Source organism: Streptomyces sp. NPDC044719 (assembly GCF_056433405.1).
In genome coordinates, this window is record NZ_JBWKHE010000013.1 from 27965 (window position 1) to 42506 (window position 14542).

Genomic DNA, 14542 nt, shown 5'->3' on the forward strand with positions numbered 1-14542 from the left:
ACGTCCACGTCGCGGAGGCACTCCCTCATGCCCGAGTACGGCTATTTCCTCTCGTGCGAGCAGTACGGACCAGCCGAGCTGATCGAACAGGCGCGGATGGCCGAGCAGGCCGGATTCCAGGCGCTGTGGATCTCGGACCACTACCACCCGTGGAACGACGAGCAGGGGCAGAGCCCGTTCGTCTGGTCGGTGATCGGCGCGCTGTCCGAGGCGGTGTCCCTCCCGATCGAGACGGCGGTGACCTGCCCGACCGTGCGGATGCACCCGGCGGTGGTGGCGCAGGCCGCGGCGACCAGCGCGGTGATGACGGACAACCGCTTCCGGCTCGGCGTGGGCTCCGGCGAGGCGCTCAACGAGCACATCCTCGGTGACCACTGGCCGCCGGCCCATGTCCGTCTGGACATGCTGGAGGAGGCCATCCAGGTGATGCGCCGGCTGTTCACGGGCGAGGAGGTCAACCACCACGGGCCGCACTACACGGTGGAGAACGCCCGCCTGTACACGGTGCCGGACCAGCCGATCCCGATCGACATCTCCGGCTTCGGCCCGGCGGCGACCCAGCTGGCGTCCCGCGTCGGCGACGGCTACATCAGCATCGCGCCGGACGAGACGATGGTGGAGCAGTACCGCAAGGGCGGAGGCGGCGGAAAACTGGTCAGTGGCGGCACCAAGGTCTGCTACGACACCGACAGGGACGAGGCCGTACGCACCGTCCACCGCCTCTGGGCGAACGAGCAGCTGCCGGGGGAACTGGGCCAGGTGCTGCCCTCCCCGAAACACTTCGAGCAGGCACAGCGACTGGTCACCGAGGACATGGTGCGCGAGAACCGGGTGTGCGGCGACGACGTGGACGAGCACGTGGCCGAGCTGAAGCAGTTCACCGACGCGGGCTTCGACCGGGTCTACGTCAACCAGATCGGCCCCGACCTGCGCGGCTTCTTCGACTTCTACCGCACGAAGGTGTTGCCGCAGCTGGGAAGCTGACGGCGGACCGCCCCGGTCAGTTTGCGTGCGGCCAGGATCCCCGCTCCCGCGGTCAGGGCCGCGCCCAGCCGCCCCCGGTTGCGTGACAGCCACTGCTGCGCGCTGCCGGCCACGGCCTCGTCGTCGAAGCGCCCGTGCGCGCCGAAGTCGTGGCCGTGCGGCCCGTCCGCCGGGGCCCACAGGTTGACCGGCCCGCCGGGCGTGCCCTCGTCCTGCTGCGCGTCGAAGTTCGTACGGGCCAGATAGCGGTCCAGCAGCCCGGGGACGACGGCGTTGGCGATGAGCGTGGCCGCGGTCGAGCCGCCCACCCAGTACTCCCGGCGCCGCGCGTGCGACGCCGCGTGGACGATGGCCCGGGCCGCGACCTCCGGCTGGTACACGGGTGCGACGGGCCGGGCCCGGCCCGCCATCCGGTTCAGCACCCAGTCGAACTGCGGGGTGTTGAGCCCCGGCAGCTGCACCATCGTCGTCCGCACCCCGCTGCGGGCGTGCAGCAGTTCGCAGCGCAGGGACTCGTTGAACCCCTGGATCGCGTGCTTGGCCCCGCAGTACGCCGACTGCAGCGGAATGCCCCGGTAGGCGAGCGCGGAGCCCACCTGCACGATGGTGCCGCGGTCGCGCGGCCGCATGTGGCGCAGCGCGGCCCGGGTGCCGAACACATAGCCGAGGTAGGTCACTTCGGTCACCCGGCGGAACTCGTCCGGGGCGACCTCCGTGACCGGCGCGAAGACTCCGGTGAAGGCGTTGTTGACCCAGACGTCGATGTGGCCGAAGGCGTCGACGACCTGCTGGGCGGCGTCGTCGACGGCCTTGGCGTCGGAGACGTCCACGCCGACGACGAGGGCCTCGCCCCCGGCGCGCTGCACCTCGTCCGCCACGGCGGCGAGTCCCTCGCGTCCCCGGGCCAGCAGGGCGACCCGGTCGCCCCGGGCGGCGAAGGCCCGGGCCGTGGCCCGTCCTACACCGCCCGTGGCTCCGGTCACCACGACCACGCGGCCGTGCTGGTGCGATGCCCGCGTCACGCCTTTCCCGCGCACTCGCGTCACGCCCTGGGGCGGGGTACGTCCGGGTCGTCCGTCGGCCGCGGGGGCACCGTGCCCGGGGCGGGCCCGGTGGACGGGGCCGGCGGCACGGGCGGGTACGGCATACCACCGGCCGCCGCGGCAGTCCGGCTCGCGGCCTCATGGCCCGGGGCCGCACCGGCCGGCTGCCCCGAACCCGGGCGGTCCGGCCGGGCCATGCCGCGCAGCACATAGGCCGTGGCGGCCAGGATCACGGCGGTGATCAGCGCCGCCGCCCAGTCGGGCAGGCCGAGGGCGAGGGCCAGGCCCACGGCGAGTGCGAGGGCCGCGCCCGCGTACAGGGCGAGGGCGCCGGACGCGGCGTACAGCGTGGCCCTGCGGCGCTGCTTGCGTGTCTGCTCGCGCAGTTCGTCCCGTACGGTCTCACGCGCCACCTGTGCCAGCTCGTCAACCAGATGCTTGTCCAGATGCTCCAGGTGATCCATCGGCTTCATACCCGGCCGGGTACCCTCGCCCCCCGGCGCGTAACTAGGCTCGTCCCCATGGAGATTCTGGGTGCCACACTGCGCGTCTGCGTCGACGACCTCGAGACCGCGATCCCCTTCTACGAGCGGCTGGCGGGCGGCAGCGCCCAGCGCTTCGAACGGGGCGGTGTCGAGGTGGCGGCGATCGGCTGCTTCCTGCTGATGAGCGGTCCCCCGGCCGAACTGGAGGTGCTGCGCAAGGTCTCCGCGACGATCGCCGTCCAGGACGTCGACGACACCCACCGGGTGCTCACCGAACTGGGCGCCCACATCGTCGCGGGCCCCATCGCCTCACCGGCCGGCCGCAATCTGATCGCGCTGCACCCGGACGGGTCGATCTACGAGTACGTGGACCGCAACTCCTGACGACCGCCGGGCCGGGGCTCAGCGCCGCCCCGGCCCCATGACCATCTCGGCGGTGATCGCCCAGCGTTCGTGGTCGCGCCAGGCCCCGTCGACGAAGAGCATCTTCGGCGAGAAGCCCTCCAGGCGGAATCCGCAGCCGCGGGCCAGGGCGATCGACGCGGCGTTCCCCGGCTGGACGTTGATCTCCAGCCGGTGCAGCCGCATCGGGCCGAGGGCGTGCCGCACGACGAGGTCGAGACCTTCGCGCATCAGCCCCCGCCCGGCGGCGTGCGCGAAGGCGCCGTAGCCCAGCGCACCGCACTGGAAGCCGCCCTCGACGATGTTGTTGATGTTGATGAACCCGGCGATGGCCCCGTCGTCCTTCTCGCAGACGAGGAAGCCGGCCTTGGACGGGTCCTCGATCAGCCGGCCGGCGTACGCGGTGTAGGCCTGGGCGCTCTCGGGCGGGAAGAGCCAGGGGTGGTGCAGGTCCTTGCTCTCCCGCGCCCGGGCGGTGAACTCGGCGCCGTCCCCGTAGGTGAAGTGGCGTATGCCCACCCGGGGGCCTTCGGCGAGGTAGCGGGACGCGTTGTGGGGCACCCCGCCACAGTAGCCGCGCCCGCGGTCAGGAGCCCACGACGGGCAGCCGCAGCACCCCGGTGTTCCGCGGCCCGCTGACCACGGTCACCGGTTTGATGCCCCGGTTGCCGAAGTACGCGTCGTCGCTCGCCGCGATCACGAAGCTCAGCCGGTGCCCCTTGTCGTACCGGTGCACGATCCCGGGCAGCGTGACGGTGAAGCTCTTGGTCACGTCCGGTACCCGGACCGGTGCGACCAGGCGGCGCACCAGGGTGCGGGTGCCGTCCGGGGCGACGTCGTAGAGCTTGGCGAACAGGACGAGCTTGTCGGCCGCGTCGCCGGAGTTCTGGGTGCGCTCGGCCTTCGGGGAGTGCACCTCGAGCGTGGCCCGGGGCGCGCCCACCACATCGAGGGGGCGTGACAGCGGCGCGCTGGTCCAGCCGAGGTAGGTGCCCTCGGTGTCATGCGGTGGTGTGTCGGGCAGCCCGATGAGGTTGGCCAGGGAGCTCTCCGAATGGCTGGTGGGGGTCAGCCAGTTGGTGTAACCGCGGCTGCCGCGGGTCACCTTGTTCCGGTTGTCGACGAGCTTGCCGTCGCCCGAGAGATACAGCGTGCGGCTCGGTTCGGGGAGGCGGTCGGCGGTGGCGTAGGCGCGGCCGGGGTCCGTGATCCAGTCTCGGTGGTAGGCGAAGGCCGGTCCCGTGTCGGCCTGGGTCCGCCCGCGCAGATGGCGGTCGAACCAGGCGAGGACGCGCCGGCCGACGTAGCTGGTCTCCAGATTGCCCTTCGACAGATCGAGTTCGCCGGCGCCGGGGCCGTTGAGTCCCGCGCTGTGGCCCCAGGACTGCCAGATCATCTTCACGGGGGTGCCCTGGGCGCTCAGTGCCCGGTACGTCGCCGTCGCCTCGTTGAGGTTGAAGAGGGTGTCGGCCTGCCCCTGCACCAGCAGAGTGGGTGTCCTGACGCGGTGGAGATAGGAGGCCGGGGAGACGCTGCGGGCGAAGGCGAGCAGCTCGGCGGTCCGGTCGGCGGGGTAGCGGCCGGAGTTGAGTGTGTGGATGGTCCGGCAGGCCTTGGTGACGAAGTGCAGACAGGAGAGGCGGTTGATGCGGGACGGGTCGAGGCTGGGCTGGAGCAGCGGCTGGCCTTCGCCGATGAGGTAGAAGCCGTTGGTCCACTGCCACTTGAAGACGCCCGGGACACCGGTGCTGCCGGTGGCGTTGTTGGGGTCGAGCGCGTACGCCAGGTCGTTCCAGGTGATCATGGGGACGAGCGCGTCGAGGCGGTGGTCGACGGCGGCCGTGGCGAGCTGCACGGCGCCGCCGTAGGAGCCGCCGATCATGCCGACCCGTGGGTCGCCGGGCCGGTCGAGGGTGACGAAGTCGGCGGTGGTGCCGTCGTCGGCGGCGCGTTCGCCGCCGAGGAAGTCGACCAGTCGCGCGGCGGCGGCACCGTCGATGGCCGGGTCGTCGAGGGAGATGAGACAGCCGCTGCGGCCGAATCCGAGCCCGGAGTAGATGAGGGAGACGTAGCCGCGCTGGGCGAAGGCCTTGCCGATGGTGTCCGTCGATCCGTCCGACTTGCTGCCGCCGAAGCCGTTCGTGCCGAGCACGGCGGGCGCCCGGTGGTTCCGGTCCACGCCCGCCGGGCGGTACAGGTCGGCGTCGACCGTGCAGGGCCGGCCGCCCGCACGGACGGTGAACTTGAGCGGGGTGACGGTGTAGGAGTCCGCCGCGGTGGCGGGCGGAGTGAGGGCGAGGGGGACGGCCAGGGCGGCGCCCAGAGCGAGAGCGAGCGGCGCGCGGGATCTGGGCACGCGTCGGGACACACGGACCTCCACGGTGGGGACAACCCGGATACCGACCAGTAGGTACTTGGTCGTAGTCATCGTGTGACACGTGTCAGGGAGCGTCAATCACCGAAACGAGGGTTTCTTGACAGGATTTCAGTAACGGCATGCTCAGCTCAGGGCCGGCTCGTCGAAGGTCAACGTGCCTCTACCAGCGTCCAGTTCGGCCATCATCCCCAAAGGCATCGTCAGCGCGCCCTCGCCGTGCCCGAACCCGAACTCCTCCACGACCGGGACACCGAGTCCGCCGAGCCGGTCGGCGAAGACCGCGCGCAGGTCCTCGTACGGGCCGCAGGTCGCCCAGGACCCGAGCGCTATCCCGGCGACCCCGTCCAGCCAGCCGCCGCGCAGGAGTTGGGTCAGGTACCGGTCCAGGCGGTACGGGCTCTCGCCGATGTCCTCGATCAGCAGCAGTCCGTCCCGGGCCGCCGGGTGGGCGTGCGGGGTGCCGAGGTCGCTCGCGAGCAGGCTCAGGCAGCCGCCCAGCGTGACGCCTCGGGCCCGTCCGGGCACCAGCCCGCCGCCGCCCTCGGGCACGGCCGTGACGGTCCGCACGGACTCCGGCTCGAAGAGGGTCGCCCGCAGATGCTCCTGGGCCCGGGCGTTCTTGAGGAAGTCGACTCCGGCGACCGCGGGTCCGTACAGGGTGACCAGTCCGAGGCGGGTGGCGAAGGCCTGGTGCAGGACGGTGATGTCGCTGAACCCGGCGAACACCTTCGGGCCCGCCGCCCGCATCGCCGCCCAGTCGAGCAGGTCCACCATGCGCTGCGCCCCGTACCCGCCCCGGGCGCACAGCACCGCGGCGACGGACGGGTCGCACCAGGCGCCTTGCAGGTCGGCGGCCCGCTCGGCGTCGGTGCCGGCCAGATAGTCCAATGCGCGGTGCCGGCCCAGCACATGGGGCGCCACCACGGGATCGAGGTCCCAGCCGCGCAGGATGTCGAGCCCGGCCTGGAGCCGCTCCTCGGGCACGGGCCCGCTCGGCGCCACGACGGCGACACGGGCGCCGGGGGCGAGCCGGGGCGGTCGCGAGAGCTGGTTCACCTGACGAGCTCCAGGGTCGGGATGCCGTGCGGATCGAGCCGGAACACCTGGGCGTACAGGGAGAGTTCGGCCTCCAGGGCGCGCACCATGGTCTCGGCCCGCCGGAACCCGTGCCCCTCCCCCTCGAAGGTGAGATAGGCGTGCGGTACCCGCCGGCTCCCCAGCCGGGCCAGGAACCGCTCGCACTGGACGGGCGGGCAGATCACGTCGTCCAGGCCCTGGAGCAGCAGGAACGGCACACCGAGGCGGTCGGCGTGGCCGGCGGGCGAGCGCTCCGCATACCGCGCGGGCACCTCGGCGAGCGGACCGATCAGGCTCTCCAGGTACTGCGACTCGAAGTCGTGGGTCTCCCCCGTGCCCCAGCCGGTGAGGTCCAGGATGGGGTACTTGATCGTGCCGCAGGCGTAGACGTCGGTCGTGGTGAGGGAGGCGGCCGCGGTCCAGCCGCCGGCGCTGCCGCCCCGCACGGCGAGCCGGTCGCGGTCGGCGGTGCCCTCGTCGGCGAGGGCCAGGGCGACGGCGGCGCAGTCCTCGACGTCCACCACGCCCCACTGCTCGCGCAGCCGCTCGCGGTAGGAGCGGCCGTAGCCGGTGGAGCCGCCGTAGTTCACCTCAACGACGCCGATGCCGCGCGAGGTGAAGTAGGCGATCTCCAGGTCGAGCACGAGCGGTGCGCGGCCGGTGGGCCCGCCGTGCGCCCAGACGACGTACGGCGGCAGTTCGCCGCCGGGCGCGACGCAGCCGGGGTGGTGCGGCGGGTAGATGTGGGCGTGGATGTCGCGTCCCTCCGGGCCGGTGAAGGCGCGGATCTGCGGCTCGGGGTAGTAGGCGGGGTCCACGGCGTCGTCGTGCTCGGCGCCGATGACGCGGGCGTGGCCGGTGGCGGCGTCCAGTTCCACGACCTCGTAGGCGCTGCGCGGGCTGGCCCCGACGGCGACGACCCGCTCGCCGTGCGCGGCGAGGGTGGGCGCGAACTCGGTCCAGGGCCCGGCCGCGTCGACGACCTCGCCGGTCTCGGGGTCCAGGATGCCGAGGGCGGTGGCGCCCCGGCCGTGCACGACGGCGATCAGGCCGCTGTCGAGGGGCGCGAACCATCGCATGCCGAGCTTCCACAGCGCCCCGCCGAACTCCTCTTCGCGCGGGCACAGAGGCTTCCCGTCGAGGTGGAGGTTCCACCAGCCGCTGCGGTCGCTCGCGTGCAGGAGGCGGCCGTCGTGGGTCCAGTCGGCCTGGGCGATGGACTCGCCGGGCCCCCCGGCCACGGTCCGCGCGTCGTGCAGGCGCCCGTCGGGGCCGACGTCGGCGAGGAGCAGTTCGGTGCCGTCCCAGGGCATGCGCGGATGGTCCCAGGCGAGCCAGGCCGCCCGCCGCCCGTCGGGCGAGAGCTTGGCACCCGTCACGAAGCGGTGCCGGGCGTCGGTGAGTTCGCGCACGGCGCCCCGGTCCTGGGCGGCGGAGCCGTCGAGCGGGACCGCGGCCAGGACGCGGCGCACATCGGTGGGTCCGTCACCGGTGAACTCCTCCAGCACGCACCACACTTCGCCCCGCTCGGGGCGTGGCAGCGGTTCCGCCCAGCGCAGGCCCCCGCCCACGGGTGACACCGGCGTGAGGGGGCGGGGCTCTCCGCCCGGCTCGTACCGGTACAGCCGCTGGTCGGCGAAGTTCACGAACACCACCAGCGGACCGTCGTCACCCGCGTGGGCGGCCCACGGGTGGCCGCCGTACTCGATGACCCGGCTGCGCACGTTCCACGGCGCGGGCAGCACCGGCTCCTCCGTGCCGTCGGCGTGCCGCCGCACCAGGGTGCGCCGGCCGCCCTCGGCGGGGCGCGGCTCGGTCCACCACACCTCGTCGCCGACGAAGCCCACCCACTCCGGGTGCCCGTCGTGCGCGGCGGCCAGTGCCGCGTCGATGGGCGAGGGCCAAGCCCCGTACGCCAGCGTCCGCACGCTCTCCCCCACTCCCCTAGGCCGTCCGCAGGAACCGGTCGAGTACCCGCACACCGAAGTGCAGCGCCTCGACCGGGACCCGTTCGTCGACGCCGTGGAACATGGCCCCGTAGTCGTATCCCTCCGGCAGCTTCAGCGGTGTGAAGCCGTAGCCGGTGATGCCGAGGCGCGAGAACTGCTTGGCGTCCGTGCCGCCGGACATGCAGTACGGCACGACGTGCCCCTCCGGGGCGAACTCCTCGACGGCGGCCCGCATCCGCGCGAACGTCGCCGAGTCCACGGGCGACTCGAGGGCGACCTCGCGGTGGTGGAACTCCCATTCCACGTCCGGCCCGGTGAGCCGGTCGAGGGTCTCGCGGAACTCGTCCTCGCCGCCCGGCAGATAGCGGCCGTCCACCTGTGCCACGGCCTCCCCGGGGATCACGTTGACCTTGTAACCCGCGTTCAGCATCGTCGGGTTGGCGCTGTTGCGTACGGTCGACTCGACGAGCTTCGCCGCGGGGCCCAGCTTGTCGAGCAGCGCGTCGATGTCCGTCAGATCGCTGTCGATGCCGTAGAGCGCGGCGAGTTCGGTGAGCGCCGCGCGTACGGTCGGGGTCGGCCGCAGCGGCCATTCGTGCTCGCCGATCCGCGCGATCGCGGCCGACAGGCGGGTCACCGCGTTGTCCCGGTTCACCTTGGAGCCGTGCCCGGCGCGTCCGCGCGCGGTGAGCCTCAGCCAGGCGGTGCCGCGTTCCCCGGCCGCGATCGGGTAGATCTGCCGCCCGTTGCCGTCGTGGAAGGTGAAGGCGCCCGACTCGCTGATGCCCTCGGTGCAGCCCTCGAACAGGGCGGCGTGTTCGTCGGCGAGGAACCCGGAGCCGTCCTCGGCGCTGGCCTCCTCGTCCGCGGTGAACGCGATGACGATGTCCCGCCGGGGCCGTACGCCCTGCCGGGCCCAGGCGCGCACCACGGCGAGGATCATCGCGTCCATGTTCTTCATGTCGACGGCGCCGCGCCCCCAGACGACCCCGTCGCGGACCTCCCCGGAGAACGGGTGCACGCTCCAGTCGGCGGCCTCGGCGGGCACGACGTCCAGATGGCCGTGGAGCAGCAACGCGTCGGCGTCGGGGTCCGTGCCCTCCACACGGGCGACGACGTTGGTCCGGCCCTTGGTGCGCTCCAGGAGCGTCGGCTCGATCCCGGCCCCGGCGAGCCGCGCGGCGGCGTACTCGGCGGCGGGCCGTTCCTGGCAGTCGCCCCCGCCCCGGTTGGTGGTGTCGATCCGGATCAGGTCGGACGTGAACGTCACGACCTCGTCCAGTGCCTGCCCGTCCACCTGCTCAGCCATACTGCTCCTCCACCGCGGCCGAGACGATCGTGGTGACCGCCTTGAAGGCGCGGATGCCCTCGTACATGGTCGCGCTCGTGTACGCCACCTTCCGCTCCCCGATCCGTTCCACACCCGGCACGACGGTGGCGGCCATCGCCAGGTGCTCCGCGTCGAACTCGACGGCGACGGTGAACGGGCCGCCGCGCACGGGTTCGTGACGCACCGCCAGCGCGGCGGCCTCCTTGGCCGCCGCGCGGATGTCGGCGGCGGTCCGGGCGGGGGTGCGGCACACGGCCGCGTAGCGCGACACATGGTCCTTCACCGCGACCTTCAGCGCCTCGGGCGCGTACCCGAGGGCGTCCTCGCAGGCGACGTCGTCCCCGGTGACCAGCACGACCGGCACCCCGAACTCGGCGACGACATGGGCGTTGAGCAGGCCCTCGCTCGCCCGTACGTCGTTCAGCCACACGCCCGTGATCTGGTTCGCGAGGTAGGTGTGGGCGAGGACGCCCTCCATGCCGGCGCCCGCGTGGTAGCCGACGAACGCGATGCCGTCGACGTCGCCGTGCTGCACGCCCTCCACCATGGACAGCGCCTTGTGCCGCCCGGTGAGCAGCTGGGCCCGTTCGTCCAATTGCTCCAGCAGCAGATTGCGCATGGTCGCGTGCGCCTCGTTGATGATCACCTCGTCGGCACCGCCGTCGTGGAAGCCGAGCACGGCGGCGTTGACGTCGGAGGTGAACAGCGAGCGGCAGCGCTCCCACTGCGCGGCGCCCGGCACCACGTCGTCCGGCCAGGTGACCCCGGTGGCGCCCTCCATGTCGGCGCTGATGAGGATTCTCATGACGAGCCGTCCCGGATGGAGATCTTCATGGTTCGTCACGTTACGCGCTGCGGGCAAAACCGGCTACGACGTCACCAGCGGATCGGCAGATCGGCGAGGAACGAGCTGAGCCGTTCGGCGAGAAGCCGGTGGTCGCGGGCCGAGTAGTGCCAGTGGCAGCCCATGTGGTCGAAGCCCGTGTCGTCCAGGGGCCAGTAGCGGACCCGGCGGTCGCCGGCGCCGGTGCGCTCCTGGACCACCTGCTCGACATGCCCGGCGAACGGACCGGCGCCGACGGCCAGCAGGGTGGTCCCGGGGCCGTAGCGCGTCCGCAGCTTCTGCAGGAAGCCGCTGTAGGCGCCCCGGTACGCGGCGGCGAGGCTCTCGTCCGTCCAGGGCTCACCCGGGTTGATCGGGGTGGAGAAGTCGTTCGTGCCGAGGTGGACCACCACGAGCTGGGGCCGCCAGGTGCCCGGGTTCTGCCAGACGTCGCCCGGCACGTTCAGCAGCGCGCGGTCGTAGAAGGTGCGGTAGTTCTCCCCCGGCGAGCCTCCGTTGTAGTTGCGCACCATGCCCCGGCCCGAGTACGCGTTGATCTGGTGGTCGGCGCGCAGCCGCCGGGCGGTGAGGGCGCCGTAGCCCACGTCCGCGTTCGTGGTGCGCTTGAGCTGCTCGTCGGTGCAGTCGCGGGAGGCCGAGAGGTTGCCGTAGCCCGCCGTGAGGGAGTCTCCGACGAACTCGATCTGGCGGCTCCGCGCGGCCGGCCGGGACAGCACCGCGCCGCCCGGCGCGGCGACGAAGCCGCCGAACGCGCTGGTGGCCCAGGGGGTGTCGTTGCGTTTGACGAGCCGGACGGTGTGGACCCCCTTGGGCAGGCCGGTCACCCAGTGTGTGGTCCTCCCCGGCGTGACGAGGGTCGCGACGGTGGCTCCGTCGACCTGGACGTCGTAGTCGGCGGCCGGATCGTCGAGCACGATGCCGACGCCGGTGCCCCGGATCCGGCCCTCGAAGTACACGCCGGGCCAGCTGTACTGGAGCACGTCCCCGGCGTCCTTGACCCGCCCGGCGGTGTGCACGCTCATCGCCACCGCGTCCTTGTCGGGCGAGGCGGCGGTGGCCACGGCGGACGTGCCGAGCAGCACCATCGACGCGGCGGACGCGACCAGCATCCGTAACCAGGGCAAGGTCATGGCTGTCCTCCGGAGGACGAGACAGGTGCACGGACCGGGCGGAATGACCGTACACCGACAAAAACTCCCCCACCAGGCCGCGCCGGGCTCAGCGCCGGAGCCGCCCGAAGCGGAAGGGCACGAGAGCCCCGGGCCGCCGCCCGGTGACCACGTACTCGGCGAGCCTGTGCCCCGTGACCGGCCCCAGGGTGACGCCGAGCATGCCGTGGCCGGTGGCGGCGAAGGCGTTGTCGTGCCCCGGGACACGGTCGATCACCGGAAGCCCGTCGGGGAGGAAGGGCCGCCCGCCCACCCAGGGGTCGCGGATCAGCCCGACCAGGTCGTCCGGGTCGTCGAACCAGCGGCCCAGGTAGTGCCGGCTCGCGAGGGCCACCGCGACGATACGGCGCCAGTCGAGACGGTTGTTGTTGCCGCTGAGCTCCATCGTGCCGCCGATCCGGGTGGTGCCGCCGATCGGTGAGGCGACGGCCCGGCGTTCGCCGAAGTACAGCGTGTGCCGGGGCGCCGGATCGAGGTCCACGGAGAAGCTGTAGCCCTTGCCCGCCTGGAGGGGCAGACGGTGACCGAGGAGCCGGAGCAGTCCCGGGGAGCGCATTCCGGCGGCGACGACGACCGCCGCGCAGGGCAGCTCGCTGTCGGCGGTGCGCAGGGCGGTGACCCGGCCGCCCGCCGACCGGAACCCGGTGATCTCGGCGTTCTCGTGGATCTTCACGCCCGCGGCGGCCAGCGCCTCGCCCAGGGCACGCGCGAACGCCTCCGGGTCGACCACGCCCTCTCCCGCCACGAGATAGGCCGCGCGTACGGCCGGTGACAGTGCCTCGTCCAGCAGGTGCGCCTCGGGGCCCGTGGTGATGTCGTCGGGCACGGGATAGTGCCCGTCGGCCATCTCCCGCTGGATCGCGAGGTGATGGCGTGCCTCGGCCGGCGACAGGAAGGCGTGCACCATGCCGGGCCGGGTCAGCGTGGTGTCCACCCCGGCCTCGCGCAGTCCGTCGAACAGGCCGAAGGTGTCCCGGTTCAGCCCGGCGATCGCCGCGTAGCCGCGCCGGAAGGCGGCCGGTGTGCTGCTGCGCCAGAACCGCCACAGCCACCGGACGAACGCCGGGTCCGGGAGGGGCCGCAGATACAGCGGGGAGTCCGGGCGGCCCAGCGAGCGCAGGGCGTAGCGCACCACGCCCGGGGCGGGCACCGGCGTCGAATGGCTGAGGCAGACCCAGCCCGCGTTGCCCCGCGACACTCCGGAGCCCAGCTGCCTCCGCTCGACCACCTCCACCTGAAGGCCGGCGGCGGCCAGGTAGTACGCCGTGCAAAGCCCCACTACGCCGCCGCCCACGACGACGACCGGGCCCGCCGTACCGGAGACGGCACTCATGACGGGTTCCCGTACGACGCGAGGAACTCCCGGGTGCGGGCCTCGGCAGGGGTGTCCAGGACGTCCTCGGGCCGGCCCTCCTCCACGATCCGGCCGCCGTCGACGAAGACGACATGGTCGGAGACCTCGCGGGCGAAGGGCAGTTCGTGGGTGACCAGCAGCATCGTCATGCCGTCGGCGGCGAGTTCACGCATCACGCTCAGCACCTCCCGGGTGGCCTCGGGGTCCAGGGACGACGTGGGCTCGTCGAAGAGCAGGACCTCGGGCGTGAGGGCGAGAGCGCGCGCGATGGCGACGCGCTGCTGTTCGCCCCCGGAGAGCTGCTCGGGCTGGGCGAGGGCCCGGTGGGCCACACCGACCCGCCGCAGCAGCGCCACGGCCCGCTCCAGCGCCCGCTCTTCGGGCACGCCCGCCTTGCGCTGCGCGAGCACGACGTTCTCCACGGCCGTCAGGTGCGGGAACAGATGGAACCGCTGGAAGACCATGCCGACCGTGCGGCGCAGCCGGGGCAGGTCGCGGCACACCGTGCGGCCGCCTTGGTGCACCACCTCCCCGGCGACCTCGACGGTGCCCCGGTCCGGGCGTTCCAGCAGGTTGACGCAGCGCATCAGGGTGGTCTTGCCGCCGCCGCTCTGCCCGATGACGCTGACGATGCTGCCCCGGCGGACCTCCAGGTCCACCCGGTCGAGCACGAGCCGTCCGTCGAAGGACTTGCACAGCCCCTCGATCCGTACGACGGCCTCGGCGAAGGCCCGGGGGGCGGGGGTCTCGGCGGCCACTGACTCGGTCATGCGGAAGCCTCCTTCACGGGTACGCCGGCGGCCGGCTCACCGGCCAGCAGGGCACGGGCCGCCCGCAGGCGCCGCCGCCGCCACGGCGACAGGGGCACTCCCGAGCGCACCTTCCGCTCCAGGAGCAGCAGGAGTTGGGACAGCGGGTAGCACAGAGCGAAGTAGATCGCCGCGATGACCAGGTACACCTCCAGCGCCCGGAAGGTGGCGGAGGTGATGAGCCGCCCCTCGGACATCAGCTCGGCGGCGGAGACGGTGACCAGCAGCGAGGTGGACTTGAGCAGGTCGACCAGCATGGTGTTGGTGCCGGGCAGCGCCAGCCGGAGGGCCTGGGGCAGCACGATGTGGCCGAAGATGCCCGTCCTGCCGAGGCCCAGCGCCTCCCCCGCCTCGGTCTGCCCGGCGTGCACGCCGCTGATCGCGGAGCGGAAGATCTCGGACAGGTAGGCGGCGTAGAAGACGATCAGGCTGAGGCAGCCGGCCGTGAAGACGTCCAGCCGGATCCCGGCGGAGGCGAGGCCGAAGTAGGTCAGGAAGATGATGGCGAGCAGCGGGACGTTCTTGAACACCTCGGTGTAGACGGCGGCGAGGGCGCGTGCCGGCCAGGCTCTGCTGAGCCTGAGCAGCGCCACGGCCAGGCCGAGCAGCACCGCGCCGGCGAAGCCGGCCACCGTGTAGGACACGGTGCGCCCGAGTGCGTCGATCAGATCGGTTCGGTAGTCGGACCAGGGAACCTCGAAGAGACCGGACATGGCGGC

14 protein-coding genes are annotated in these 14542 nt (G+C 72.7%); 2 read left to right on the forward strand and 12 right to left on the reverse strand.

Annotation, left to right across the window (positions count from 1 at the left end; translation table 11 throughout):
- The first annotated feature begins 27 nt into the window (after positions 1–27).
- Positions 28–984 carry an LLM class F420-dependent oxidoreductase gene (locus AC07DF_RS38260; RefSeq protein ID WP_478981636.1) on the forward strand — a complete coding sequence of 319 codons (957 nt, stop codon included), beginning with the start codon at positions 28–30 and terminating at the stop codon, positions 982–984.
- Here the strand turns inward: AC07DF_RS38260 and AC07DF_RS38265 are convergent.
- On the reverse strand, positions 948–2006 hold the full coding sequence (locus AC07DF_RS38265) for an SDR family oxidoreductase (RefSeq protein WP_478981638.1): 1059 nt from the start codon (positions 2004–2006) through the stop codon (positions 948–950). The genes AC07DF_RS38260 and AC07DF_RS38265 overlap by 37 nt on opposite strands.
- Before the next feature lie 20 nt (positions 2007–2026).
- Positions 2027–2500, reverse strand: a complete 474-nt coding sequence (locus AC07DF_RS38270; protein WP_478981640.1) for a phage holin family protein — start codon at positions 2498–2500, stop codon at positions 2027–2029.
- Positions 2501–2548: 48 nt separating this feature from the next.
- Here AC07DF_RS38270 and AC07DF_RS38275 point away from each other — a divergent pair, with 48 nt between their 5' ends.
- Complete coding sequence (locus AC07DF_RS38275; RefSeq protein WP_478981642.1) at positions 2549–2896, forward strand: VOC family protein; 348 nt, start codon at positions 2549–2551, stop codon at positions 2894–2896.
- An 18-nt stretch (positions 2897–2914) separates the two neighbouring features.
- Here AC07DF_RS38275 and AC07DF_RS38280 read toward each other — a convergent pair whose 3' ends face one another.
- The 10 genes from AC07DF_RS38280 to AC07DF_RS38325 all read right to left on the reverse strand — a co-directional run bounded on the left by AC07DF_RS38280 (position 2915) and on the right by AC07DF_RS38325 (position 14536).
- On the reverse strand, positions 2915–3475 hold the full coding sequence (locus AC07DF_RS38280; RefSeq protein ID WP_478981644.1) for a GNAT family N-acetyltransferase: 561 nt from the start codon (positions 3473–3475) through the stop codon (positions 2915–2917).
- A gap of 25 nt (positions 3476–3500) precedes the next feature.
- Positions 3501–5342, reverse strand: a complete 1842-nt coding sequence (locus AC07DF_RS38285) for a CocE/NonD family hydrolase (RefSeq protein ID WP_478981646.1) — start codon at positions 5340–5342, stop codon at positions 3501–3503.
- 72 nt (positions 5343–5414) lie between these two features.
- Entirely contained in the window at positions 5415–6347 is a 933-nt protein-coding gene (locus AC07DF_RS38290; protein ID WP_478981648.1) for a S66 peptidase family protein, read from the reverse strand.
- Positions 6344–8308: a S9 family peptidase gene (locus AC07DF_RS38295; RefSeq protein WP_478981650.1), complete on the reverse strand. Its 1965-nt coding sequence runs from the start codon at positions 8306–8308 to the stop codon at positions 6344–6346. Before AC07DF_RS38295 ends, AC07DF_RS38290 begins: the two co-directional genes overlap by 4 nt.
- A gap of 4 nt (positions 8309–8312) precedes the next feature.
- Positions 8313–9626: a M20/M25/M40 family metallo-hydrolase gene (locus AC07DF_RS38300; protein WP_478981652.1), complete on the reverse strand. Its 1314-nt coding sequence runs from the start codon at positions 9624–9626 to the stop codon at positions 8313–8315.
- Positions 9619–10452, reverse strand: a complete 834-nt coding sequence (locus tag AC07DF_RS38305; protein WP_478981654.1) for a M55 family metallopeptidase — start codon at positions 10450–10452, stop codon at positions 9619–9621. Before AC07DF_RS38305 ends, AC07DF_RS38300 begins: the two co-directional genes overlap by 8 nt.
- A gap of 71 nt (positions 10453–10523) precedes the next feature.
- Entirely contained in the window at positions 10524–11621 is a 1098-nt protein-coding gene (locus AC07DF_RS38310) for an SGNH/GDSL hydrolase family protein (protein WP_478981656.1), read from the reverse strand.
- An 88-nt stretch (positions 11622–11709) separates the two neighbouring features.
- Positions 11710–12993: an NAD(P)/FAD-dependent oxidoreductase gene (locus AC07DF_RS38315; RefSeq protein ID WP_478981658.1), complete on the reverse strand. Its 1284-nt coding sequence runs from the start codon at positions 12991–12993 to the stop codon at positions 11710–11712.
- On the reverse strand, positions 12990–13784 hold the full coding sequence (locus tag AC07DF_RS38320) for an amino acid ABC transporter ATP-binding protein (protein WP_478981660.1): 795 nt from the start codon (positions 13782–13784) through the stop codon (positions 12990–12992). The genes AC07DF_RS38315 and AC07DF_RS38320 overlap by 4 nt, the downstream gene beginning before the upstream one ends.
- On the reverse strand, positions 13781–14536 hold the full coding sequence (locus AC07DF_RS38325) for an amino acid ABC transporter permease (RefSeq protein WP_478981662.1): 756 nt from the start codon (positions 14534–14536) through the stop codon (positions 13781–13783). The genes AC07DF_RS38320 and AC07DF_RS38325 overlap by 4 nt, the downstream gene beginning before the upstream one ends.
- Positions 14537–14542: the final 6 nt, after the last annotated feature.